Here is a 22,811-nt window from a genome sequence, read left to right on the forward strand (position 1 = left end):
GGCCGCCAGCGTAGCTGAATTTAAGAGGGCCAGAGTCGAGCCGTACACCTCTTTTGATTTGTCAATTGTTGACTTCAGGCCAAGTCGCTCATTGAAGAGGATCGAGGCGTAATCGCACTAAATTAACGGCTACCATCGCAACTGGCGATGGTCTGTCTTAGCACCGCCTCAATGCGGGCTCCGCGCCGGCTGAATGGAAGCGCCCTAAACATCTCGTCGGCGATCTCGTCGTGGGTTCGAAGCACACCGTCCGAGAGCACCCATTCGTAGAGACGCGTCAACTCTTGTGATGTGTATTCACCGATGTTGGATCGCCTGGGAATGGGCGGCACCGGCTCACTTCGGCCTCGGCCATTAATAACGCCGTCGTCGTAAAGTACTTCTTCATTACCGTCCGACTCCGGAACGCGTAATCCATTCCCGCACTCGTCGGCGCTTCGAACGGCGGTTTGGTAGGCATTCCAGGCTCGCTCTATTTCCTCTTCGCGGCGCAAGAACCAGTCTGTGGACCAGATTCGATGGAAGGTCCAGCCGAGATTCTCAAGCATCTGTTGACGCAGTCGATCGCGATCTCGAGCCGTCGCACTTGAGTGGTAGGTGGCACCGTCACACTCGATAGCCAGTATGAAGCGTCCCGGCTGCTCCGGATGGCATACGCCAAAATCGATGCGAAATTGCGAGCATCCTACCTGCGGGACTAGTTTCATCCCTCGGGCTTCGAGAGCCGTATAAATATCGGCTTCGAACTCGTTCATCGTCTCGCTTGTGACTTCATTCTGCGCGATCAGCTTGCCACCACTGCTCGCATACTGGAGGAAGTTCTTGAGGAACTCCAGACCAGTCCCTTCTCTAACTTTGGTCGCATCGATATCCAGATGCGAGAAAGAGGACACGACCGTCATGGTTTCGCGAGCGCGAGTGACGGCGACATTCAGGCGTCTGCGTCCGCCGGCAGACAATATAGGACCGAACCGCAGAGGAAGGTCCCCAGCGCGATTCTTACCGTAGCCAACGCTGATGATGATGCTATCTCTTTCATCTCCCTGTACCCGCTCGAGATTCTTAATGAAGAACCTCTCCGGGCGATCTGGATCAAAGAATTCGGCAAGCTCCGGATGATCCTTCAATGTCAGGTCCAAGGCCCCTTGAAGTCTCATCGCATGCTTAATGCCCATAGAGATCACCCCGAGAGTCCGCTCTGGGTTCTCGCGGGCATGCTGAAGCACAAGCTGGACAACCTGCCTTACTTCCTCGGCGCTACTCTCTTCTTGGCCATCTGCGTCTGGAACATGATTGACGAGCACGTGGGCAACTGTCGCGTGCCCTCCGGGCCCTGGGAAAGTCACCAATCGATCTTTGTAGATATGGTGATTTGAAAATGCGATCAAGGCTTCATCGCGACTACGGTAATGCCAATTCAGATGAAATGGCTTCGCAAAGGGCAGCATCATGTCGAGCAGACTCTCGAATCCAGCGGCGGCGCTCTCGATTTCGTCGTCTTCAGATAACCCGGAGGCGAAAAATCCCGTAGGGGGTAGCTGTTGATTGTCTCCTGCGACGACAATCTGCTTTGCCCTCATGATCGCGGGAACAGCATCCTCTGGCAGTACCTGCGATGCTTCATCAAAGATCACGTAATCAAAACGGGCCCCGCGATCAATCAATTGGCTTACAGACAGCGGGCTGGCCATCCAGCAAGGACAAACGGCAGTCAAGACTTCCCATGCTTCACTAAAGAGAGTCCGCAGCGGTTTATGTCTGCGCACCTTGGCCGCTTCCGCCTTGATCATGGCCTCCTGCGCTGGATGCTCGTTCATCGCCTGGACCGCGCGTAGAGCATGAGCCCTTCGGACTCTCTCCACTGCAATCTTGAGTCTCTCGCTATCCAACCGCCTAAAATCCTCGACAAATTCGTTATGAGTGTTCCCGACAAATCCCTTTACGTCAGAGTCATGAACCGCCAGCTCATCTACAGCAGAATTCATCCATGCACAGTCGAAACAACTAGACCAATATTCGGGGGCAGGCTTTCGATTGCGAATGTCACTCAGCAGCCGCTGCAGTCCCGCGATGTTCAGCTTCTTCTCGATCTCCGCCAGCTTGAGCAGGCGATACGGAGTAGCCTGATCCTGAGCAAAGGGTTCAACAACGGCTTTCAACTGGTCAAAGTTCAGAGTGAGCCATTGTGCCCCGCGCAAAGCCTGGAGAGACTCCACTTGCCGCCGGGCCTCACGATAGTGAGTCTCCAGATCCTCGAGTGAGGAGAATTTGGCCGGCGTGCTCATGCCCTTGGCAAACTCTTTCCAGTGAATAGATTCCTGCGCGAGATCCTGAAGCTCCCTGAGAAGCTGGCGAGGAGATACTCGTACACCCTTGCGATAAGCTGTTACCCGCAGGCATGCATCCTTGTATTCGCGAGAAGTGATGGACAACCAAAGCGCCTTCCACCTGGACGAACCACGCAGCAATTGCTGTACTAGCGGATCCAGATCCGCTTGATACACCTCCGCAGAGTACCGTTCTAGATGATCCGACACAGACCTTAGGAGCCGCACAAGATTTGCAGCAGAATCAAATGTATCCGGCTCATCAAAGCCGAAGGCGAGTCGCACCTGAGAAAGGCTGGCACGAAGCGCAGGCAGTTCTTCCCGTGCGAATCTGGCGGCAATATCAATTGCTTCTTGGGCGGATGCTCCATCTGGAAAAGTCATACCAGTCCATGGAGAACGATCTGTGCCAGTCACGAGACTCGCCAACGACGCGAACTCTTTCAGCAGAACAGAAATCTCGCCCCTCGTATCTGGGCTCAACTTTTCCAGTTCTGCGCCTCGCCAGCGAACATTCGTGGCCGAGTCTGGCGGTAAATCCAGCAGCTTGCCGTACATCTCGAAGAGAGTCATTCCTGACCGCGGCGACACAGTATGCATGCGGCTGACATGCCGATTCAATCTTGAACGCCGTTCCACAAACTGTTGATGCAAAGCATCGCAATCCGGTACTCCGAAATGGCGCACGGCAGCAAGCGTCTCTGCCACACGCTCCATGACTCTTCTTGAGCTGAGTTCCGCGCCATGCAGATCGATGGCAAGATGTCCCAATCGTGACCGCTGCAATCTCTGCTGGACCACTTCAAGGGCCGCTCGTTTCTCCGCTACGAAAAGAACTGATTTCCCAAGCCCGACCAACGTGGCAATAAGATTCGTAATTGTTTGACTCTTGCCTGTTCCTGGAGGGCCGTGCACCACCGCGCTCTGCCCTGCAGCGATGCCATCAATTGCGCATTGTTGGCTTGAATCCGCCTCGACCACACAGAACTGATCGTCTGGGCGATGTTTATCAAGCGAGCGCGGATCAATGTCTACCTGCTGGGACGCCATTTGCGCACGAGAGGTGTCGTCGCCGGCAATAGCCGCGATGAGTTGATTCTCTGCCAGCAACAAACCCGACTCTTTAAGGTCATTGACCATTGCCATCTTTGCGAAGGCAAAATTACCAATGACCGCTGAGGCATCGGTACGAAATTCCGGTGCATCCTTGAGTCGCGTGCCCAAGCCCCTCAGCTTTTCAAGATAAGAAGCCAGAATCTCTCCATCCGCCTCTCGACGTCTCGGATCCACTCCATCCGATGTAAGAGTGCGCACTTCTTCTATGGGGAGAGGCAATAGCTCTTCTGTATCAATCTTCACGCCGAAGCGCTGCTGCAGAATATGCAGAAGGACAGGATTAACAGTGGCTTCCGCAGCCACTGTTACGTCAACACTGTTGTATTCACTGCCTTTGCGCTTGAACTGCAAAGGAATCAAAAATACCGGGGCCCGGTAGTCGCGGCCGCCATCCTCCGCCTTCCACATGGCAAATCCCAGGCCCAGATAGAGTGTCTGCAGACCCTTTTCTTCGAGGTTCTCTTGAGCCTTGCGCGCGATGTTTAGGATGCGGCCCGGACGGTCGAGACTCTCCCCCAACAAAGAGATTGCATGAATAGTTTCACCATTCAGCAGACTCAGAAAGTCTGGATTTCCAGTTTCGACTTCGATGCTTCCGCCCAGGACAGGACGGAAGAACAAAAGATTATTGCGCCTGGATGTATCAATGAGACGGTCAATCCAACCGGCCTTGGCTGCTTCGACCAGCTTCTCTTTTGCCGAGTGCGCCGCCATATTACCAGCACTACGATCCTCAGTTTTGCGCATTCCAAATGGTCCCGTATGGATGAGTACTGCGAATTATAGCCTGCGGCCCAGGCGAATAACGTGTCTTAAACGAGCCGGCTCCAGATCCGTCCCACTGGGGCAGTGGCAAGTCCGCGAAGCTAATCCAGAGTCACGATCTGCGGACTGTAAGCGATCCGGTAGTTCTCATTGAGGATTCTATCGAAGTGAGTATGTTCGCCTGCGCTCCGGGCTGGAAGCGGCTGCAGAACAGTCAAGATTCCCGTAACCCGATAAAACTTTTCCCCTTTGCCGCAGAGGACGACTGTCGCATCAAGCTTAGCGGCAGGCGGCAGAAACATCTTCGCCCGCCTAGCCATGCTGCACGCCCTCCACCTCGTCTTTGGCTGCGGCGATCACATTGTCGGGGTCGCTTGCCAAAAGATCTTGTGGTCGGCGATCGTCAAGGAAACTGTTCAGCCCGGCGAACCAGAAGGCGGTCTCCCATCCCGTTTTGGCGGCGCCTAAGACGTGCAGAACTTTTGCAACCGCCTTGTATGGCCTGTAGTTCTCATCTGGATCTAACGCATACAGCGGAAAATAGTCCACTCCCTTATGCCGGATTGCAAAGATTGTGCCATCCTTCTTCCACTTATTAGGCTGTGCGCTTGGATTCTTGTCGCTGTACCCTGCCAGCTTTGCGATCTCTCCGGCGGGTAGAAAATCACCACTCCTCAGAATCGTTGCTTTCGCATCCACGAGCATCCTCGCCTGGGCGAGGGCTGCGTCTGGAATTGCAATATCAGGCAGAAGCGCTCCAACAATTCTCTCCAGCGACTCCTGCTGACGCTGCCGGACAATGTGGGGAAGGAATTTTGCGGTCTTTCGGACCACGTCTTCCAGCACGGCGGATTGCTCATCGTCGTCTGTAAACGTGACGGCAATTGCCCTTCGAGCCGAAGAGCGGTTCAGGCGGCGACTGACTTCGCTACCCGTACCCACCAGCACTTCAGGTCCATTCTTCAGAAGCTGACTAGCATGCGCCATATGCATATCTTCTATGATCCACATTATTATAGATGCGACATCACCTTGATCATCTAACGATCTGATCCCTGAGCAACATTTGGAGAACTTCCCGATTAACAGCAGTGGTGGCTAATGTGGATTTGGGGAGAAGATCACGCATGCGGTAGATGACATTGGCCCATCAAGCAGATTTCCAGCGTTACACGAAGAAGACGCGGCGGGAACAGTCTCTTGAAGAGATGAATGCGGGGATGCCGTGGGGGGCGAGTTGTTGGCGCTGGTCGCGCCGTACTACTCGAAGGGCGAGATGGGCCGCAAGCCTGTGGGACTTGAGATTATGTTGCGGGTTTACTTTCTGCAGCAATGCTTTGCGTTGTCGGATCCCGGGGTGGAAGACGCGCTGTATGAATCACCGGTGCTGCGCCGCTTTGCCGGCATCGGTCTGCTGTGCTGTCTTGGACCAGGCGGTCTACCGCTTCGGCGAGATTCTCCTTAACGGATTCCGGGACCTTATCGGCAATCAGGCGGGAAACCTCCTCGCCGGTCAATGTCGCAGATGTGAAGAGGGCCGCGGCGAGATCCTCAAGTGCAACTCGGCAATCCTTAAGAGCCTGGCGCACGCATTCCCTCGCTTTACGTTCATCGAGTGCTTTGAGAGCGGTTGCTTCGAGTTTATCGCTCCGCTCCTTCAGTTGCTCGATGTCCTTGACATCGCAACTGTCATCCGTTTCGAATCCATATAAGCACGCGGCCTCATACCCTGCATTTTTGATTAAAATCTCCTCCACGGCAGCCTTGAGGGTGTCAGTGCAAATCTCCCGGCTGACATTTCCATCTCCCGTTTTGTTTCGAATGACGGTAATTTGGCAAATCTGACGTCCGAATGCTGAGGCCAGAACGGCATGTCCGGCCTCATGCAGCGCGCTGTTATGTTCGCGCTCAAATGCATGTTTCCACGGCCAGGCTTCAACTCCACACTGTTGATGCCGCTGAGCCGTAAGTTTCTCCTTGAGCTTTTCTCCCTGCTCCGCCCGCCTGTCCTTCATCTCGATTGGCTCCATTTGCTTTCACCCTCATACCTGTCATTCATAAGCCCCGCGATGATGGCCCGTATTCCAACAAGCTTATCCAGCATAAGCCACGAGATACGCTGATTACGCAATTATGTCCTGTCGCGCTTCCCTCAACTCGGACCACCACCTCTGCAATAGGCTTACAACGGATATCTCAGGTCCACAACGTAATGCATCTCCCGCTACGCTAACCCCTTAGGTAATTCCAAAATGCCCGTCCCCGGTTAAACTTGTAGCGGTTTCATTTGCCTATGCTTTGGATAGCCCCTTCTGAAAAAGACGCTGGCACCACCACGCTTGAAAAGCGCTTGTGGGATGCCGCCGACCAGTTTCGCGCGAACTCTGACCTGAAGGCTTCGGAATACTCGCAGCCGATTCTGGGTCTTATCTTCCTGCGCTTCGCGGGCGTTCGCTTTGCCGCGCAGCGTGCCAGGCTGGAAAAGTCCGCCGCCAGTTCGCGGCGCGGCTCCCGTGTCGATGACCCTGCGGCCTACCACGCCGAGGGCGTGCTCTATCTGCCGCCCGACGCTCGCTTCGACCATCTGCTGTCGCTGCCCGAGGCTGCCGACATCGGCAAGGCCGTCAACGAGGCCATGCGCGAGATCGAGAAGCACAACGACCAGCTCTCCGGCGTGCTGCCGCGCAGCTACAACCGCTTCACCAGCAAGCTGCTTTCGGAGATCCTCAAGATGATCTCCGAGATCCCGGCCACGCTCGACTATGACGCCTTTGGCCGCATCTATGAATACTTCCTCGGCGAGTTCGCCCGCACCGAGGGCCAGGGCGGCGGCGAGTTCTACACGCCATCGGCCATTGTGCGCCTGCTCACTGAGGTCATCGAGCCGTACCACGGGCGCATTCTCGACCCCGCCTGCGGCTCCGGCGGCATGTTCGTCTCCTCGGCGCGCTTTGTCGCCGAGCACAAGCACAACCCCTCCGCCGAGCTCTCCATTCACGGCGTGGAAAAGACCGACGAAACCGGCCGCCTCTGCCGCATGAACCTTGCCGTCCACGGGCTCGAAGGCACCATCAAGCACGGCGGCAACGTCAACACCTATTACGACGACCCGCACGCCGCCACCGGCAAGTTCGACTTTGTCCTCGCCAATCCGCCCTTCAATGTGGATGCCGTCGATAAGGAGCGCCTGAAGGATGCCGTCGGCCCCAACCGGCGCTTTCCCTTCGGGCTGCCGCGCGTGGACAACGCAAACTACCTCTGGATTCAGCTTTTCTACTCCGCGCTGAATGACAAGGGCCGCGCGGGCTTCGTCATGGCCAACTCGGCCTCTGACGCGCGCTCCTCCGAACAGGAGATTCGCCGGGAGTTGATCGAGGCTGGCGCGGTGGACGTAATGGTCGCTGTCGGCCCCAACATGTTCTATACGGTCACGCTGCCCTGCACGCTCTGGTTTTTCGACCGAGGCAAGGCCGCCACGCCGCGTGCTGATACGGTGCTCTTTCTGGACGCACGCCACATCTACCGGCAGATTGACCGCGCCCACCGCGAGTGGACGCCCGCGCAGACCGGCTTCCTCGCCAACCTTGTCCGGCTCTATCGCGGCGAGGCGCTCGACTACACCTTTGGCGGCGCGGAGGCCGAGGACAAGATCAAGGAAGTCTTCGGCAAGAAGCCGAGATACGAAGACGTTCCTGGCCTGTGCAAGGTGGCCACGCGCAAGGAGATCGAAGCGCAGGGCTGGTCGCTCAATCCGGGCCGCTACGTGGGCGTGGCTCCGGGCGAGGAGATCAGCGACGAGGACTTCAAGGAGAAGCTGGAAGAGTTGAACGAAGAACTCGAAACCCTCAACGCGCAGGCACGGGAGTTGGAAGCTACGATTGCTCGCAATGTGGCTGAGATTTTGGGGGCGTGATGGCGAGTACAGTTGACGCGATTTCGATCGAGGAAGCAACCGAAAGGCTCATTGACTATCGAGGAAAAACTCCGCCCAAAACTGCGTCCGGTGTCCGATTGATCACAGCCAAAGTGGTCAAAGGCGGACAAATCCTCGAAGAGCCCAAAGAGTTCATCGCCGAAGACTTCTATGACGAATGGATGCGTCGTGGCCTGCCTCAAGAGCTAGACGTTCTGCTGACCACGGAAGCACCCCTAGGTGAAACCGCAATTTTACGGGATAAGACGCGAATTGCCTTAGCGCAACGAATCATTTTGCTTCGCGCCAAGCGTGAAGTTGTAGACCCACTATTTCTTTTCTATGCGCTTCAGTCAGACTTCGCGCAATCGGAGTTGAAGGCAAGAGCATCTGGAACAACTGTTCTGGGAATTAAACAAAGCGAACTAAGGCGAGTAAGGATTCCCCTTTTCTCGCTCTCGGCACAACTCAAGATAGGATCCATTCTCGCAACCTATGACGAGCTGATTGAGAACAACCAGCGGCGGATTCGGATACTGGAGCAGATGGCCCGCAGGCTCTATCGCGAGTGGTTTGTTCACTTCCGCTTCCCCGGCCACGAAAACCATCCCCGCGTCCCATCTCCCCTCGGCGAAATCCCACAAGGCTGGGAAGTTCGCAATCTGGAATGCCTGATGGTGCACCAGATTGGCGGAGGATGGGGTAAGGACGTTGCTGATGATACTTATACAGAACCAGCATGGGTAATTCGCGGAACTGATATACCCGGTGCTCGGAGTGCTCAGGTAGACTCGGTGCCATATCGCTATCACACGCTTTCCAATCTTCGATCCCGAAGGTTGCAAGCTGGGGATATTGTTTTCGAGGTTTCAGGGGGAAGCAAAGGTCAACCTGTGGGACGAACATTGCTGATAACGCCTGAGCTGCTCTCCGCTTTTGGCGGTGACGATGTGATGTGCGCGAGCTTTTGCAAAAGAATTCAACCTGACCAGACAGCCTACGGCCCCGAGATGCTTTACCTATCCTTTTTGGAGGGCTACGAATCGGGAGAGATTGAACAATATCAGGTCCAGTCAACCGGCATTTCCAACTTCAAGTGGACCGAATACATCGCCAACACATTACGAGTTGTGCCACCCGACAGTTTGCGGAAAGACTTTCAGGAGATCGTTCGCCCTCTTCTGAGAGAAGTAGCAACGCTCGGTTTAAAGTCCGCAAACCTCCGCCGCACCCGCGACCTGCTCCTCCCGCGCCTGCTTTCCGGCCAGATCAAGCTGGAGGCCAACTAACCCATGTCGCTCCCGTACTCAGAGAACCTGCTGGTAGAACAGCCCGCCATCGAGCTGTTTCGCTGGATGGGCTGGGAGACGGTGGCGGCCATGGAAGAGACCTTTGGCGCGGGCGGTACGCTGGGCCGCGAAACCAAAGGCGAAGTGGTGCTGGTGCCGCGTCTGCGGGCGGCGCTCGAAAAGCTGAATCCCGGCCTGCCGCCGGAAGCCCTCACCACGGCCATCGACGAGCTGACGCGCGACCGCTCCGCGATGCTGCTGCCTTCGGCCAATCGCGAGGTGTACGAACTGCTGAAGGAAGGCGTTCTGGTTTCCCTTACCGACGGCGAGCACGGCGGCCAAAAGCAGGAGCGCGTACGGGTGATCGATTGGCAGAACCCGCAGGCCAATGACTTTCTGCTGGTGAACCAGTTGACCGTAACCGGCGCACTCTACACCTGCCGCCCAGACCTGGTGGCGTTTGTAAACGGCCTGCCATTGGTAGTGATTGAGCTGAAGAAACCCGGCGTGCCGGCGCGCGCCGCCTTTGACGAAAACCTGACACATTATAAGGATCAGATTCCGGCGCTCTTCTGGCCGAATGCTTTTCTCATTTCCTCCAACGGCACCGAGAGCCGCGTCGGCTCGCTGACGGCGGACTGGGGCCGCTTCTTTGAGTGGAAGCGCGTGGAGCGCGAGGATGAGCTGAGGCGCGTCTCGCTGGAAGTGATGCTGCGCGGCGTGTGCGACAAGGCGCGGCTGCTGGACATGGTGGAGAACTTCACCGTCTTCTCTGAGGCGAAGGAAGGCATTGCCAAGATCATCGGCCAGAACCACCAGGTGCTGGGCGTGAACAATGCCGTGGCCTCCATGCTGCAGGCGCGGCAACAGGGCCACGGACGCGGCGGCGTCTTCTGGCAGACGCAGGGCAGCGGCAAGAGCTACTCAATGGTGTTTTTTGCGCAGAAGATTCTTCGCAGACAGCACGGCAACTGGACCTTTGTGATTGTGACCGACCGCGTGGAGCTGGACGACCAGATTGCCAAAACCTTCAAAGCCTGCGGAGCCGTGAGCGAGGCCGAGAGCAAGGTGTGCCATGCGGACAGCGGGAAGGATCTGCGCCAGTTGCTGCAGGGCAACCACCGCTACATCTTCACGCTGATTCAGAAGTTCCAGGTGGCGGAGGTGCTGAATGACCGGTCCGACATCATCGTGATGACGGACGAAGCGCACCGCAGCCAGTACGACACGCTGGCCTTGAACATGCGCGCTTCGCTGCCGAATGCGACCTTCCTGGCCTTTACCGGGACTCCGCTGATTGCCGGCGAGGAGCGCACCAAAGATGTCTTTGGCGACTACGTTTCCATTTACGACTTTCAGCAGTCGATGGAGGACGGAGCCACGGTGCGGCTGTACTACGAGAACCGCACGCCGGAGCTGGAACTCGTTAATCCAGACTTGAACGAGGATATTTACGACGTCGTGGAAGACGCCGACCTCGACCCCGAACAGGAAAAGCGCCTGGAGCGCGAACTGAGCCGCCAGTACCACATCCTGACGCGTGATGATCGTCTGGAGACGGTGGCGAAAGACATCGTCCGGCACTTTCTGGGGCGCGGATTCGCGGGCAAGGCGATGGTGGTTTCCATCGACAAGGCCACCGCGCTGCGCATGCATGACAAGGTGCGGAAGTATTGGGACGAAGAGACGGCGCGCGTAGAGCACGAGCTGCAGCGGACTGATTTGACGGAAGCACAGAAGGGCGAGCTGTGGCAGCGGCAGGAGCTGCTGCAGAAGACGGAGATGGCAGTGATTGTGTCTCCAGCACAGAACGAGATTGCCGAGATGCAGAAGCGCGGGCTGGACATTGCGCCGCACCGCAAGCGCATGAATGAGTCGAAGCCCGGGCTGGACGAGCGCTTCAAGGATCCAAAAGACCCGCTGCGGCTGGTGTTTGTGTGCGCCATGTGGCTGACCGGCTTTGATGTGCCGAGCTGCTCGACCATCTACCTCGACAAGCCGATTCGCAACCACACACTGATGCAGACGATTGCCCGCGCGAACCGCGTCTTCCCCGGCAAGCACAGCGGCCTGATCGTGGATTATGCCAACGTCTTTGCCTCGCTAGAGAAAGCGCTGGCCATTTACGGCGCGGGCAAGGATGGCAAGTCGCCGGTCAAGGACAAGGTGAAGTTGGTCGAGGATTTGGCGGTTTCGCAGGAGGACGCGGTGCTCTACTGCGATAAGCACGGCGTACGGATTGACGAGATCGATCAGTTACCTGCCAGCGGTTTTGAGAGGACAGGGCGGATTGGCGACGCCGTGAATGCGTTGATCTCTCCGGACAAGGTGCGACGCGACTTTCAGGCGCGCGAGCGGCTGGTGAGCACGCTCTACAACGCCATCAAGCCAGACCCGGCGGTGATGAAATTCGTTGGGCGTGTGTCGTGCCTCGCCGCCATTGCCGATGCCATCAAGGCCAAGCTCAATCCTGATCCGGTCAGCATCTCGGCAGTGATGGCGGACATTGGCGCTCTGCTGGATGAGTCGATCACCGGCGTCTCGATGCGGGAGAAATCGTCGAACCTCCTCGACCTTTCGAAGATTGACTTTGACTCCCTGCGCAGCAAGTTTCGCGACTCGAAGCAGAAGAACACGGACCTGGAAGTGTTGAAAGCCGCAGTGCGCGTGCAGATGGAAAGGATGATCCGCCTGAACAAGTCGCGAATGAACTACCAGAGCAAATTTGAGGAACTGATCGAGGCATACAACGCAGGCAGCCTGAACATCGAGGAGCTGTTTCGTGAGCTCGTGGCCCTGGGCCGCAGCCTGAACGATGAGCAACAGCGCCACGTCCGGGAAAACCTGACGGAAGAGGAACTGGCCGTCTTCGACATTCTGACGCGCCCCGCCCCGGAACTGACAACCGAAGAACAGGCCGAAGTAAAGAAAGTAGCCCGGCAGTTGCTGGAACGCCTGAAAAATCTGCTGGTCATAGACTGGCGAAAAACCCGCCGCGCCCGCGCAGCCGTGGAAGACGCCATCAAGAGCCTGCTGGATGACGGCCTGCCGCGCGCCTACTCCAAGGATGTCTACGACCAGAAGTGCTCAGCGGTCTTCGAGCACTTCTACGAGAACTACCCTGAGCGCGATCTGAACGTTTACGAATAGTAGATCATCCGAAAAAATAAGGGATGCAAGACAGAAGCACTACCTCGCGATCAGCAAACGCCACTATCGCATGGTGCGCCATTACTTCGCTGAATCGGCAAGGGTGTGTGGCCTGAGTGCCACACTTCGCAGAAACAACTTCAACGAGTGAATTGGCGATTATGCGCCAATCTGGATTCGCTCACTTCCTCGAAGGGCGTTTCCCGGTACCTACTTAGTTCTGCGCGGGCGCTTTAGGTGGGTGGATAAAACCTAGCCGTTTCCTCGTTGTTGTCTCAGCTTTTGCAGCCTCGAGACCGCCGCCTTAAGCTCCTGGTCTTCTTTGAGCACCTGAGCAAGCCGCTCGGCCAGCTCCGCCATGATCACTCTGATGTCGCCGGCCTTTTTCAGGCATTCCTCATCTGACTCTTTGTGCATCCCCTCACTCAGTGCATCGTGCAGCAGGAGGAGAGGGTTTGCGCCTGCGATCATCAGTTGGCTCGGTAAGCTCGACTTTACACCTTCGAGTGCCTTCGTGAACTGAGTCTCGGATTTCGCGCGCGAAAGCTCTGCAATGAGATGCGGGTCGGCATTGAGTTTCTCCGCTGCCTTGATGATCTCCTCGAGAATGACTCCTTTTTGACTCTCGATAACGCGCCGGTAGTAAGAAAAAGCTCCAATCCCAAGACCCTGATTTTCCGCTCGGCGGCCCTTTTGAAAGTACTCCCACTCGGGACGGAGTAGATCGATCAGCTTCGAAGGGAGAGGCGGACCGAATGATGGCCTCTCGCCGAATTTGCAGGCCGATGCCACATCGCGGCCGTGAGGAAGAGCCGCTTGGATCGCAAAGATCTTGATGCTCTCGCCGCAGTTTCTGCAGCGGTATTCGATGAAAGCAAAAAGGTCCTGGCCCTGGTCGAGCGAGAACTCTGTGTGCGCGCTGTATGTCCGGATGCCACCGCAGTTCTTTTCGGTAGGGCAATGCAATTCGATATCGGGAAGGACATACTGGTCGAGGTTCTGCATCGAATGAATCGATGGTGGCGCAAACGATGATCTGCTACGAGGAAACCCCTTCACAGACACGAGCACGCCGGGTGGCGTTGTTTCGAAAAATGCTCGGACCGAGATTGTTTTACTCTCTTGTTGCTGGCCTTGCGGGTTGTTGTCCCTCTTCTTCCCTTCGCTCATCACTGTGTCCCTTAAAGTTCGCCACGAAGCTCTGACTCCACTCGGCTTCCGTGTGAAGACCATGCTTGATGCACGGCCCGCACTTGGCGCGGATTGTTATCACTATTATTCCTTACAGCCCGAGAATGTTGCCCCAGGCTGTAAGGCGGCTCCAAACCTTGGCAAGTCGCGATCGACGCGCAGGATTGCTTTCCGGTTCGGACGGGATGGTGTCGACAGGTTCAGGCAAGCTGACCGTTGGCTCCTCGAGCCGATCGTTGTAGTAGTCGCTCTTTCGCCCTCGATCATATGCCCGGCCCTCGGCAATTTCCTCTCGAGACCAAGAGCCTGACCAGCGAACCTTCCCCCCACGGATCCAGTAGTGGGAACGACACTCAAAGTTCCAGTTTCCTATGGAAGGATCGAGGGTCACATTTTCACCATCGAAGCAAAGCTTCCAGTCCGTCGGTGACAGTGGCGTGACGACCTCCTGTCCACACCCGCAAGCGCAAAGGTGAATTACGCTCGCCAGGCTCATTGAGACATAGAGCTCGCCTGGTTTGAGGATCTCTGGGATGGACTCCACGAACTGGGGTGCGAAATGGGTCGCCTTCATGCGGTTTTCTCTTCGCTCGTCAGCAGTTGAAAGTTGGTGGAGTAGGTGGAGTGATGCTCGTGATCTATGTCCTCATAGATCCCTGCGATTTTCTTCCACTTGATGACCGCGAACGCGGCGTTGAGCGCATTCAGCTCCGCAATCTGGATGTTCTGGGAGTAAACGCCGTCGTCTTCCATGTCGGCAAGGGGCACTCTTGAATCGATATGCGTAGTCTTCTCGCTGGTTCCCGCCGTTGTGCGGCACACAGCAAACAGCTGGTCGTTTGGCGTCACCTCGACCCCCATGCCTACATCTACGAACGGAGTTCTTCGCGCGCGAAGTGCATTGAGGACCACCTTCCTGACAGACCCACGGTCAACGCAGACAAAGACGAAATCAAAGCCGTTGAGAACATGAACGTTGATATCATCTAGTCGAATCGAGTGGGGTACAACGCCATACCGCATCCGGCCGTAGACCTCCGCGAAATAATCGACTTTCTTTACCTGGCGCCTCAGATCGTCGAGCAATGCAGCGCCCGGCGAGCGGAAGGCATTGTGCTGGAGATAGAGGTCATCGTCGAACAGGTGGATCTCCTTCACGGGAGTTTTAGCAATGAAATCCAGAATGTAGCTGCCACTTCCACCGACTCCGACGATCGCGATGCGCTGGCCGGCAACTCGCCCCGAGATCATGCCGATCCCAGCGCGGCTCGAAGCCGTGTCAATATAACGGAACACTGACTCCTCGTTCGAGGATTCGATCGGTTTGAAGGTCCGTGCGTCCACAGTCTGGTCCAGGGCCTTTGCCGCCGAAGAGATGACATCCACATAGCGGGTCATCTTCTCGTAATAGTTTGCGTAGCCTCCCGCAGGCTTATTCGAGAAAGAATGATGGATCACCAAGCCGGGCAACAGTTGCTGCGTCGTGCTGGCATGAGCGATCTGCACGATCGGGGTCCCGTCCTTGCTGCGAGGATGATCGCCGATGAAGTGAACCACATGCGTGTTGGGACGGACGGTCACATCGCCGGCCAGGGTGAGCTCGGAGACCAGCGAGCCGAAGGCGACCTGCCGCTGACCATTCACATACGGAACGGAGTGCACCAGGAGGTAGTTGCCCCGAACTTCCACCTCGTACCCTTCGTCACGCAGCTGCTTCAGATCGGTGCTACGACTTATCAGTTGGTGTGACATTGAAGAGCATCCCGTCCTTGATGTGAACTGTTTCGCCGGCGACCAGGCTGCCTTCTGGGTTAACCTTCGGCCCGCGCTTGTAGGTAACGGTGTAGTAAGTGGTTGCGTTCGGCTCCGCCTGAGGGAAGGCGAGCTTTACGACTTGCCAGAAGTTCAGAGTGGAAGTATGAACCTCCTTCGGCCGTGTGTTGACGAAGATGCGGTACTCCCGAGCGCGAGTGATGAAGCGCTCTACCCCAGGCTCCGCAAGGTTGACGAACTCCTGATCGCCGATCGGACGCGCAGCCGACCCAGGGATCTCGAGGTACACCGTTGTCGTCGCGGGGTCGACAACTGCAAGCTTCTTGAGTGTCAGCCCTGTGATGCGCGAAGCTCCCCAGTCGAACAAACGGCCATTGAGCAGGAAACGAAAAGAGCGGTCGGTGCGGAAAATGATGAAGCGCTCGGCCCCGGAATGACGCAGGTCGGTGGTCTCGTCAGGCCGCAGCTCTTCGAGCAGTCCGTTCTGGAGCACCCGGTAGGCGACGTACTCGACGAGGTTGGAGATCCCGGCTGCTTGAAGGACCTGAGTGCCGGTGGGTTGAGGGTTGAAGATCGTACGCGGCTCGAAATGGAGCGCGTCGTTGCCGATCAGGACGCGGTAGGGTCCGTGCTCCCGGACCATGCGCCCGGCAAGGAGCGCTTCTATAATATCCTCTGTATTTTCAGTTTCCTGATTGTTCATAATTACCTCCGTGTGGTGCGATCTTGGTCAGGAAAGCGACCGTTGCGAACGCCTCACACAGAGGTATGCTGAATTGCCAGGTGGATCGGACACGCAGGTATGAGAAAGTTTTTTGTCCGATTGGACCGCTGGGCCAGCATAGAGACTTAGAGGGGCCACAGTGGAGTGAACGCGTGCTGACGGACAAACCTCAGTCGAAAACAGAGAAGGTTGCCACCGTCGATGAGGTGTCGGAGGCGATCGAGAAGCTGCGGCCCGAGGAGTGGGCCAAACTCTACGCCTATGCGAAGAACCGCGCGCGTATGATGACGCTCTACGGAGCCGTGGTTGACGCCCGCGACCTCGTGCAGAGAGCTGTCACGGAGTTGCTCGAGCAGCGCCGCACCTGGAACCCGAAGAAGGTCGGGTTCGTCGGCGTTGTGATTGGCGCGATGAAGAGCATCTCATCCAACCATAAGGAGAAGAGCCAGAAATCCGGCTACTCCGTTGCCGAGAGCCAGCTTGTCTCCCCCGAGGAAGACGACGATTCTGAGTCTTCTGTGATGGATCATGCCGATTCGAGGATGAACCCGGAGCAGCAGGTGATCTCGGCGGAAGGCAAGAAGGATGTGCTGCGCCTGGTCGGCGACGTGTACGACTTTTTCGAGGACGACCCGGAGGCCCGGCTGGTGATGGACGGCTGGCAGGAAGGCCTCTCGGGCTCTGAGATTATGGCGGCCTTGGAAATCGATAGAAAGGGATATGAGACCATTGCGAGACGGATTCGGCGAAAGAGCACCGCGCGATGGCCGAAGGTAAGCAGCCATGTCAGCTAAGAAACGCTGGACAGTTGGGGAGGCAGAGCGAGTTCTCGATCATCTCGCCGATTCGATCGAGACAGGGGACGCGACCGAAGTAGCGGCAGACCTGAAGGATTCCGGGCATGACATGAACGATATCGCGTCGCGAATGAGGGCGGCGGCTCTGTCAGGAGTCAGTAGTTTTAGAAAACAAGCGCTCCACCGAGCCCGCCAACGATATCAAGAAAGCTCCGCAAAACTTGAGAGGCGAGCAGGGCATAGTGGAGGTTCGCCAGAGGAACGGCGGCAGCGCTTTTTCTCTGCTATCGAATCCAGGCCTGAGTTGAAGTCGGCGTTGACCATGCAGCACCGCGATCTGAACGAATTGACTGAGACAGACATCGACAGTGCGCTCGAGGAATTGGAGATGCTGGGCGCATTAGAGGATCTTGATGGCAGCCAATCCTGAATGGTATCGCACTCCTTTCGAGATTCTGAATGACCTCGGCATCACCGAACCTCAAGATATCGACATTGAAGCTATCGCAGAAGACTGCGGGGCGACCATTCGCTATCTACCGCTCACTGGCTGCGCCGCCAGAATCATGGGCTACAAGAACCGCGCCATTATCAGCATTGATGAAAACACGCGTCGTCCGAGGCAGCGGTTTTCCGCAGCGCACGAAGTGGGTCATTGGATGAGAGATCGGGGCCAACTCGCCTTCAAGTGTGGAAGTGAGAGCTTTGTCCGTGAGTGGTCGGCAGAGAATCCTGAAACACGCGCGAACCGTTTCGCTAGCGATTTGCTCTTGCCGGCAAAGATGTTCCGAGCCAAGGCGTATAAACTGCCGGTTACTTTTGAAACGGTCCGTCAGATCGGCGATATTTTCTGCACGAGTCTTACGGCCACAGCTATCCGGCTCGTTGAATACGGTGACCTGCCCGCAATCATCGTCTGCAACGGTCCGCGCAGGCGCGAATGGTTCATTCCCAACGGCGAAGTCCGGGGCAAGATCTTCCTCGATGCTCGGCCGGGCAAGGGTAGCATCGCCGAAGCGCTACTTCGCGGCGACCGTTCCGACATCGCCCCGCGTGAGGTGAGGTCGGATGCCTGGTTCGATCACCGCAATGCAGCCAACTACTGGGTACACGAAGATTCGATTCCTGTGTACGACGGTTCTGTGTTGTCGCTGCTCTGGTGGAAAGATGAGACTCAGTTGATCCAGATCGACAACGACATCGAGGCGCGCGGAGCTTGGAGAAGTGACTACCGGCGCGATGATTGATGGTCAGTGGGTGATGAAATCCTGAGTTGCAATCGAGTGTCTACTTGGCTGTGAGGTGGTCGAGAGCTTCCTAGGCGGAGAGTCGATCACCGTGGTTGCGGCTAGTCTCTTAGAAGAGAACCAGTCGAATGCTATCGAGGACGAAGGTGGCCGGATACACAGTTTCATTGGGCGCATCCCAGCGAAGACCATAGAGGTTTTTGACAGTGTAGTTGGGATCGGTCACCAGGATGACATTCGTCGGCAGACTTGCGTGCTTCTCTAAGAACTCCTTGGCGTGCTGCCCGAGATCGGCAGAAGGGCCGGGATAAACAACCAGTACGCTGGCATTTTTTGCAGCGGAGTCCGCGGCGTGTTCGACGAAGTCATGCATCTGGCGGATGCAGTAAGAGCATTGATATCCGGATATCTGATATCCAGGTAAGTCTCAAATCCGTTTAGGTCGGTACAGCCTAAGTCGGAGAGAATCGGTGACCCCAAAGGTTGACTGTCGCTATCAGCCCGAGTCACTCATCCAGAATGAAAAATGCACTTTTCTCCGGCAACGTCAATTAGGGGGAAATCACTTCAAACATCTCTGCCTCTGCGCTGCAGAGGTATAAACGGGACGCGGATGAATCCAGAAATCGTGCGCCACCAGCTTGTATTGCGCATCCTTCAACACCCTCTTCTTGGCGTTTGGCGGCCTAAGGGCTTACCCGTCTGCCTGTTACGCATTCATCTCCCAAATTGACCTCCGCAGGAGCACAGCAGAGGTCCTTTTGGCATGGCTCCGCGAAACGAGGCACAATTGTGCCCTCGTTTCGCCCGTTCTTCGACTTTCCCGGACTTCTTCGACATGTCTTCACTTCGCGCTCGTGGCGACCTCTGCCGTGAAAAAGCAAAGGACTCAGGTGGCAAATTGGGCCTATTTCCCGGCTTTCGAGAAGCCCAGTTTTGAGGCTATTTCCTTTCGGCTTTTCGCCGCGACGCCAGCCTCTTCGCTTATTGACTCCCAGCGCGCAACGGCTGCTCGTACGGCCTCCACGATGCCGGATGCTTTCCTGATGCGGTGCTGCTTCCCGAGGCGCAGAAGCTCCTCGACTCCGGGATTCTTCCCCTCTCCCATCACCAGCATGCTCTGCTCTCCCCCAGGGCCATACGAGAAGACCAGATCGTACGCAGGCGCGAAGACCCATTCGTTCCGAGCGTTCAGCAGGAACGAGAAATTCTTCGCATGGTCGTCACGGTTGTGCGCGAGCACGTTGAAGCACGCCAGCCGGAAGACCTTCTCAACCTCTTCCACATCCCGCGTGAGCCGCATCGTGACACTCAGCAACAGGTCGTAGTCGAGGCTGGGAGTGCGGTGATCCGCATGAATCAGACCGCTGACGCTGTGCATATGAATGCGCCGGCTGCCGTCGCGGTCGAACCGCTTCGCACCGAAGTAGCGGCTACGCTTCGTACGAAAGAGATGCGTCTCCGGCATCGCGATGCCAGCCTCCTTCGCCATCAGGCTGTAGGCGTACTCAATGGCACCGATGTCCCGCGCATCCTGGGACGACGGAAACTTGATCATCCAGTGCGAATATCCGGGAGCGAGCTCCTGCTCTCCATGAATGATCGACTTCTTGTCCGCGCTCACCTGGGCGACGATCTTAGGACGTGCGCCCGACGACGACCCGCTTAGGCGCAGTAGTTCTTCAAAAACCTCTCCGCTCTCGCCCTTCAAAACTGTCGCAGACTCCTCCGCAAGTCGGTCCAGCGAAAGCGAAGCAGCATCCGCCTGCCCCGCCGCGAGCTCTGGCTCGTACGAAAGCGCGCCCATCCCGCGGCTACCCACATAGGCCAGCCGATCCAAAGGGCTCAACTGCCCACGAAGAACACCATGCTTCTCGACACTCCGGTCAAGCAACAGGCGTCCCCAGCCATCCGGCAGGCTGTCATTGAAGACGCCGAATAAGCCTTCAAACAGCGCCGTATCCGGCGTCTGCACGCCGGGTTTCAGCGGCAGCTTGAAGGGTGAGATCTCAGTGCCCGAGGCGATGAACGCAGGATCGTACTCAAAGAGAATCTTGCGATCGAGGTACGCCAACCTGCCCACTTTGCGCCGCTGTGCGTCTGCATCAAGATGGACGTGCAGCAATGTCATTGGACTATACGGCATGGCGGCCTTCTCGCTTGCCAGTCGCCCTCTGCCGAGGCTTCCGTGCCTTCAGCAAAGCATCAAGCGATACCGCCGCGCCGGTCGGCATCGGCGAGGCCGCCAGACGCTCGAAGTCCTCCAGGCAATCCAGCACGGTGGCCAGACTAAGGAGCGCATCAAGGGAAATGAGCCCCTCGCGCTCAAACCGCTTCAACGTACTCAACGGCACACCGGAACGGCGCGCAAGCTCCTGCTGTGGCAGATTCATCGCCAGCCGCCGAGCCTTGAATCGCCCGGCAACGCGTTGACGAATATTGCCTTCTTGTCGCGCAACAAGAGTTAGCATCATGCCCCCAAGAGCCAATTATAGCCATTATGGACAATATGATGTCTTTTATATTTTACTTGATTGGGATGAGAGCCGCCTCAGAGCGGATGACGTTCATTCGGAAGAAGGTGCCCCGATGCCGTTTCTGGCGACTACACTCGGCTGTGCCATCTCCCGGATACGTATCCGAGCTCGATCCACTGGCCGGCATAGCCCTCCTAGCGGTGCGTCGCCCGTCCCACTTCCGGAACACTGCAGGCGTGCTGTTCGCTCACACGATAGCTCTGCTCCGGATACTGCACCAACGGACGCCGCCGCGAAGGCTTTACAACTTTCTTCGCTGCACATCCTGCAACATCGTCTTGTCCAGGGTCAGTTCCGCAAGCAACTGCTTCAACCGCGTGTTCTCGTCCCGGAGTTGCTTGACCTGGCGCACCTGATCCACCTCAAGCCCTGCATACTTCGCATCCCAACGGTAGTAGGTCTGCTCCGTTATCCCCACCTTCCGAATCAACTCCGCGATCAGGACATCCACCTCGGCCTGCTTCAATACAGACACGATCTGCGCCACGGAAGACTTTCTCTTCGGCATTGAAGGGCCCGGCACAATCTGTAGTAGATGAGATGAGACAAACTGGTATGGTGAAGGACCCAAGACTAACACTTCAACGGGATCAGGAGTAACGAGGCCGATCAAGATCTGAACTTAGCAAGCTGTGATCCAGCTCATGCAAGCCGGAGGATGCGGGCGTCAATCAATCTACTCAATACAAGTATCAGAAAACAGAGAGTGCCAGGACGGATTCATGTGGAGCCAGCATTGAATACTGAGCCAGCTTGTCGGGATTTCCGGGATGTGCAGGAAGCCGTGCCCCTTGCTGCATATCCATTCCGTACCGCTCCAGTCAAGGAAACTATGCGATGCGCGGCCGACGTGGGCGGGATTTGAGAGCAACTGAAGACATACCGGACAACGCCGTCGCTGGTCTCGCCAAGCCCAGCGAAACGCAAACAGGAAGCCGAGGAAGGCAACGACCATTTGAATGTATACCGCTGCCAACGAGCCGAGCGGATTTGCATAGTACGCGAGGGCGATTGACCAGAAACACACGCTTGGCACGATCAGCGCGATCTTGAAGGCGAAGAATATCCACCGTGGAATAGTGCTCAATGCAAAGTGCCGGTTCGGGTGATGCGGATAGTCGCCCAAATCTAACGGCGTAGTAGCTGGAAGTGCAGCCAATGCGAGGCAAAGCATCTCCCAAAGAACCCAAATAGGGGCATGGAGAATGCCCGAAATTGCTATGCAGGTGAACCTGGAGAGACCGCCCTCTGGCTGTGGAACGAACATGTACCAGCAACTTCCAAGTGACGCGGCGGAGCCACCCGGATTGACGCGAGCCACAACGAAGCCCCTAGAGGCTGCGGATATTCGGTTCAGAACATTCGGTGGTTCAATCAGCCACGCCGTTATGCTGGATGGCAACGGCCATGCCTCGCCGGTGACTACACTGGTGATCGTCACTCGCTGGCCACCGACCTGAATGCTCCGTGTGATGGCATCGGACTTGCCGTGAAATAGCGCCTGGTACAGGTTCGATGTGACGAGGAGCAGAGGATGAGTCGATTGGTTTTGCTCCAGGGCAACTTTCAGCGCAGGCGTGAGATTGAGAAAGCTAAGCATGCTCTGGCTGGCGACAGCCACCTTGACGTGCTTCAAAGAATGCTTGCCCGCAGTGACGGACTCCACTGACGGTTGATAAAACGCCATCGCCGAGTATAGATGCCGAGTCTCTGTTCTCCATCTGCGGTAATCCGCAATACGAACGCTTGGAACCTCGATTCCGCGATAGCCTCGATCTCCGGATATGAGAACAGTACGTGTGGTGTCACTCGAAGACGGCGCTAGAGCCATTCGGGCGCTAGGGGACGCGATGCAAGTCAAGAAGCCAACGAGGCCAACTACAAATATCAGAGCCAGACATCTCAAAGCGGAACCATGCGCGAGGGCATGAAAAGCCCTCGGCTTGCGCCCGTCTGTTCGCAGCAGATATGCATCTTTGAAT

General features: G+C 56.7%; 18 protein-coding genes and 1 pseudogene. 7 read left to right on the forward strand and 12 right to left on the reverse strand.

Annotation, left to right across the window (positions count from 1 at the left end; all coding sequences use genetic code 11):
- Positions 1-122: 122 nt before the first annotated feature.
- Together ACP_RS07345 and ACP_RS07355 are read right to left on the reverse strand one after the other, a co-directional pair.
- Positions 123-4,190 carry an AAA domain-containing protein gene (locus tag ACP_RS07345; protein WP_015896662.1) on the reverse strand — a complete coding sequence of 1,356 codons (4,068 nt, stop codon included), beginning with the start codon at positions 4,188-4,190 and terminating at the stop codon, positions 123-125.
- A 330-nt stretch (positions 4,191-4,520) separates the two neighbouring features.
- Complete coding sequence (locus ACP_RS07355) at positions 4,521-5,195, reverse strand: hypothetical protein (protein WP_015896663.1); 675 nt, start codon at positions 5,193-5,195, stop codon at positions 4,521-4,523.
- 149 nt (positions 5,196-5,344) lie between these two features.
- Between ACP_RS07355 and ACP_RS18590 the strand changes: the two are divergent.
- Positions 5,345-5,622: pseudogene (locus ACP_RS18590) on the forward strand (transposase); the annotation flags it as partial.
- On the opposite strand, the gene ACP_RS18595 reads toward ACP_RS18590, so the two are convergent.
- Positions 5,513-6,238, reverse strand: a complete 726-nt coding sequence (locus ACP_RS18595; protein ID WP_041839387.1) for a hypothetical protein — start codon at positions 6,236-6,238, stop codon at positions 5,513-5,515. The pseudogene ACP_RS18590 and the gene ACP_RS18595 overlap by 110 nt on opposite strands.
- Before the next feature lie 263 nt (positions 6,239-6,501).
- On the opposite strand from ACP_RS18595, the gene ACP_RS07365 reads away from it, so the two are divergent.
- Genes ACP_RS07365 through ACP_RS07375 form a run of 3 tightly spaced genes read left to right on the forward strand, consistent with a single transcriptional unit; the run spans position 6,502 to position 12,560 of the window.
- The gene (locus tag ACP_RS07365) at positions 6,502-8,121 is read left to right on the forward strand and encodes a type I restriction-modification system subunit M (protein ID WP_015896664.1); all 1,620 of its coding nucleotides are present in this window, start codon (positions 6,502-6,504) and stop codon (positions 8,119-8,121) included.
- On the forward strand, positions 8,121-9,410 hold the full coding sequence (locus ACP_RS07370) for a restriction endonuclease subunit S (protein ID WP_015896665.1): 1,290 nt from the start codon (positions 8,121-8,123) through the stop codon (positions 9,408-9,410). Before ACP_RS07365 ends, ACP_RS07370 begins: the two co-directional genes overlap by 1 nt.
- A 3-nt stretch (positions 9,411-9,413) precedes the next feature.
- Entirely contained in the window at positions 9,414-12,560 is a 3,147-nt protein-coding gene (locus tag ACP_RS07375; protein WP_015896666.1) for a type I restriction endonuclease subunit R, read from the forward strand.
- Positions 12,561-12,812: 252 nt separating this feature from the next.
- Here the strand turns inward: ACP_RS07375 and ACP_RS07380 are convergent, their stop codons facing one another.
- The 4 genes from ACP_RS07380 to ACP_RS07395 all read right to left on the reverse strand — a co-directional run bounded on the left by ACP_RS07380 (position 12,813) and on the right by ACP_RS07395 (position 16,227).
- The gene (locus ACP_RS07380) at positions 12,813-13,730 is read right to left on the reverse strand and encodes a hypothetical protein (protein ID WP_015896667.1); all 918 of its coding nucleotides are present in this window, start codon (positions 13,728-13,730) and stop codon (positions 12,813-12,815) included.
- Positions 13,731-13,842: 112 nt separating this feature from the next.
- Positions 13,843-14,325 carry a ubiquitination-like system serine protease family protein gene (locus tag ACP_RS07385; RefSeq protein WP_041839388.1) on the reverse strand — a complete coding sequence of 161 codons (483 nt, stop codon included), beginning with the start codon at positions 14,323-14,325 and terminating at the stop codon, positions 13,843-13,845.
- A complete protein-coding gene (locus ACP_RS07390; RefSeq protein ID WP_015896668.1) occupies positions 14,322-15,503 on the reverse strand; it encodes a ThiF family adenylyltransferase in 1,182 nt (393 codons plus the stop codon). The genes ACP_RS07385 and ACP_RS07390 overlap by 4 nt, the downstream gene beginning before the upstream one ends.
- Positions 15,478-16,227 carry a multiubiquitin domain-containing protein gene (locus ACP_RS07395; protein WP_015896669.1) on the reverse strand — a complete coding sequence of 250 codons (750 nt, stop codon included), beginning with the start codon at positions 16,225-16,227 and terminating at the stop codon, positions 15,478-15,480. Before ACP_RS07395 ends, ACP_RS07390 begins: the two co-directional genes overlap by 26 nt.
- A 173-nt stretch (positions 16,228-16,400) precedes the next feature.
- Here ACP_RS07395 and ACP_RS07400 point away from each other — a divergent pair, with 173 nt between their 5' ends.
- Genes ACP_RS07400 through ACP_RS17305 form a run of 3 tightly spaced genes read left to right on the forward strand, consistent with a single transcriptional unit; the run spans position 16,401 to position 18,292 of the window.
- A complete protein-coding gene (locus ACP_RS07400; RefSeq protein WP_015896670.1) occupies positions 16,401-17,042 on the forward strand; it encodes a sigma-70 RNA polymerase sigma factor region 4 domain-containing protein in 642 nt (213 codons plus the stop codon).
- The gene (locus ACP_RS07405) at positions 17,032-17,475 is read left to right on the forward strand and encodes a hypothetical protein (RefSeq protein ID WP_041839389.1); all 444 of its coding nucleotides are present in this window, start codon (positions 17,032-17,034) and stop codon (positions 17,473-17,475) included. Before ACP_RS07400 ends, ACP_RS07405 begins: the two co-directional genes overlap by 11 nt.
- Positions 17,459-18,292, forward strand: a complete 834-nt coding sequence (locus ACP_RS17305; protein ID WP_015896671.1) for an ImmA/IrrE family metallo-endopeptidase — start codon at positions 17,459-17,461, stop codon at positions 18,290-18,292. Before ACP_RS07405 ends, ACP_RS17305 begins: the two co-directional genes overlap by 17 nt.
- A 109-nt stretch (positions 18,293-18,401) precedes the next feature.
- On the opposite strand, the gene ACP_RS07415 is transcribed toward ACP_RS17305, so the two are convergent.
- The 5 genes from ACP_RS07415 to ACP_RS17310 form a co-directional block, all read right to left on the reverse strand.
- On the reverse strand, positions 18,402-18,701 hold the full coding sequence (locus tag ACP_RS07415; RefSeq protein WP_274426280.1) for a peroxiredoxin family protein: 300 nt from the start codon (positions 18,699-18,701) through the stop codon (positions 18,402-18,404).
- Positions 18,702-19,199: 498 nt separating this feature from the next.
- Positions 19,200-20,438 (reverse strand): type II toxin-antitoxin system HipA family toxin, encoded by a 1,239-nt coding sequence (locus tag ACP_RS07420; RefSeq protein ID WP_015896673.1) that lies wholly within the window; start codon positions 20,436-20,438, stop codon positions 19,200-19,202.
- Positions 20,428-20,766 (reverse strand): helix-turn-helix domain-containing protein, encoded by a 339-nt coding sequence (locus tag ACP_RS07425; protein WP_083770672.1) that lies wholly within the window; start codon positions 20,764-20,766, stop codon positions 20,428-20,430. The genes ACP_RS07420 and ACP_RS07425 overlap by 11 nt, the downstream gene beginning before the upstream one ends.
- 304 nt (positions 20,767-21,070) lie before the next feature.
- Complete coding sequence (locus tag ACP_RS07430) at positions 21,071-21,337, reverse strand: transposase (RefSeq protein WP_015896675.1); 267 nt, start codon at positions 21,335-21,337, stop codon at positions 21,071-21,073.
- A 168-nt stretch (positions 21,338-21,505) separates the two neighbouring features.
- Positions 21,506-22,516, reverse strand: a complete 1,011-nt coding sequence (locus tag ACP_RS17310) for an ABC transporter permease (RefSeq protein ID WP_052294734.1) — start codon at positions 22,514-22,516, stop codon at positions 21,506-21,508.
- Positions 22,517-22,811 lie beyond the last annotated feature (295 nt).

The organism is Acidobacterium capsulatum ATCC 51196 (genome assembly GCF_000022565.1).
GTDB lineage: Bacteria > Acidobacteriota > Terriglobia > Terriglobales > Acidobacteriaceae > Acidobacterium > Acidobacterium capsulatum.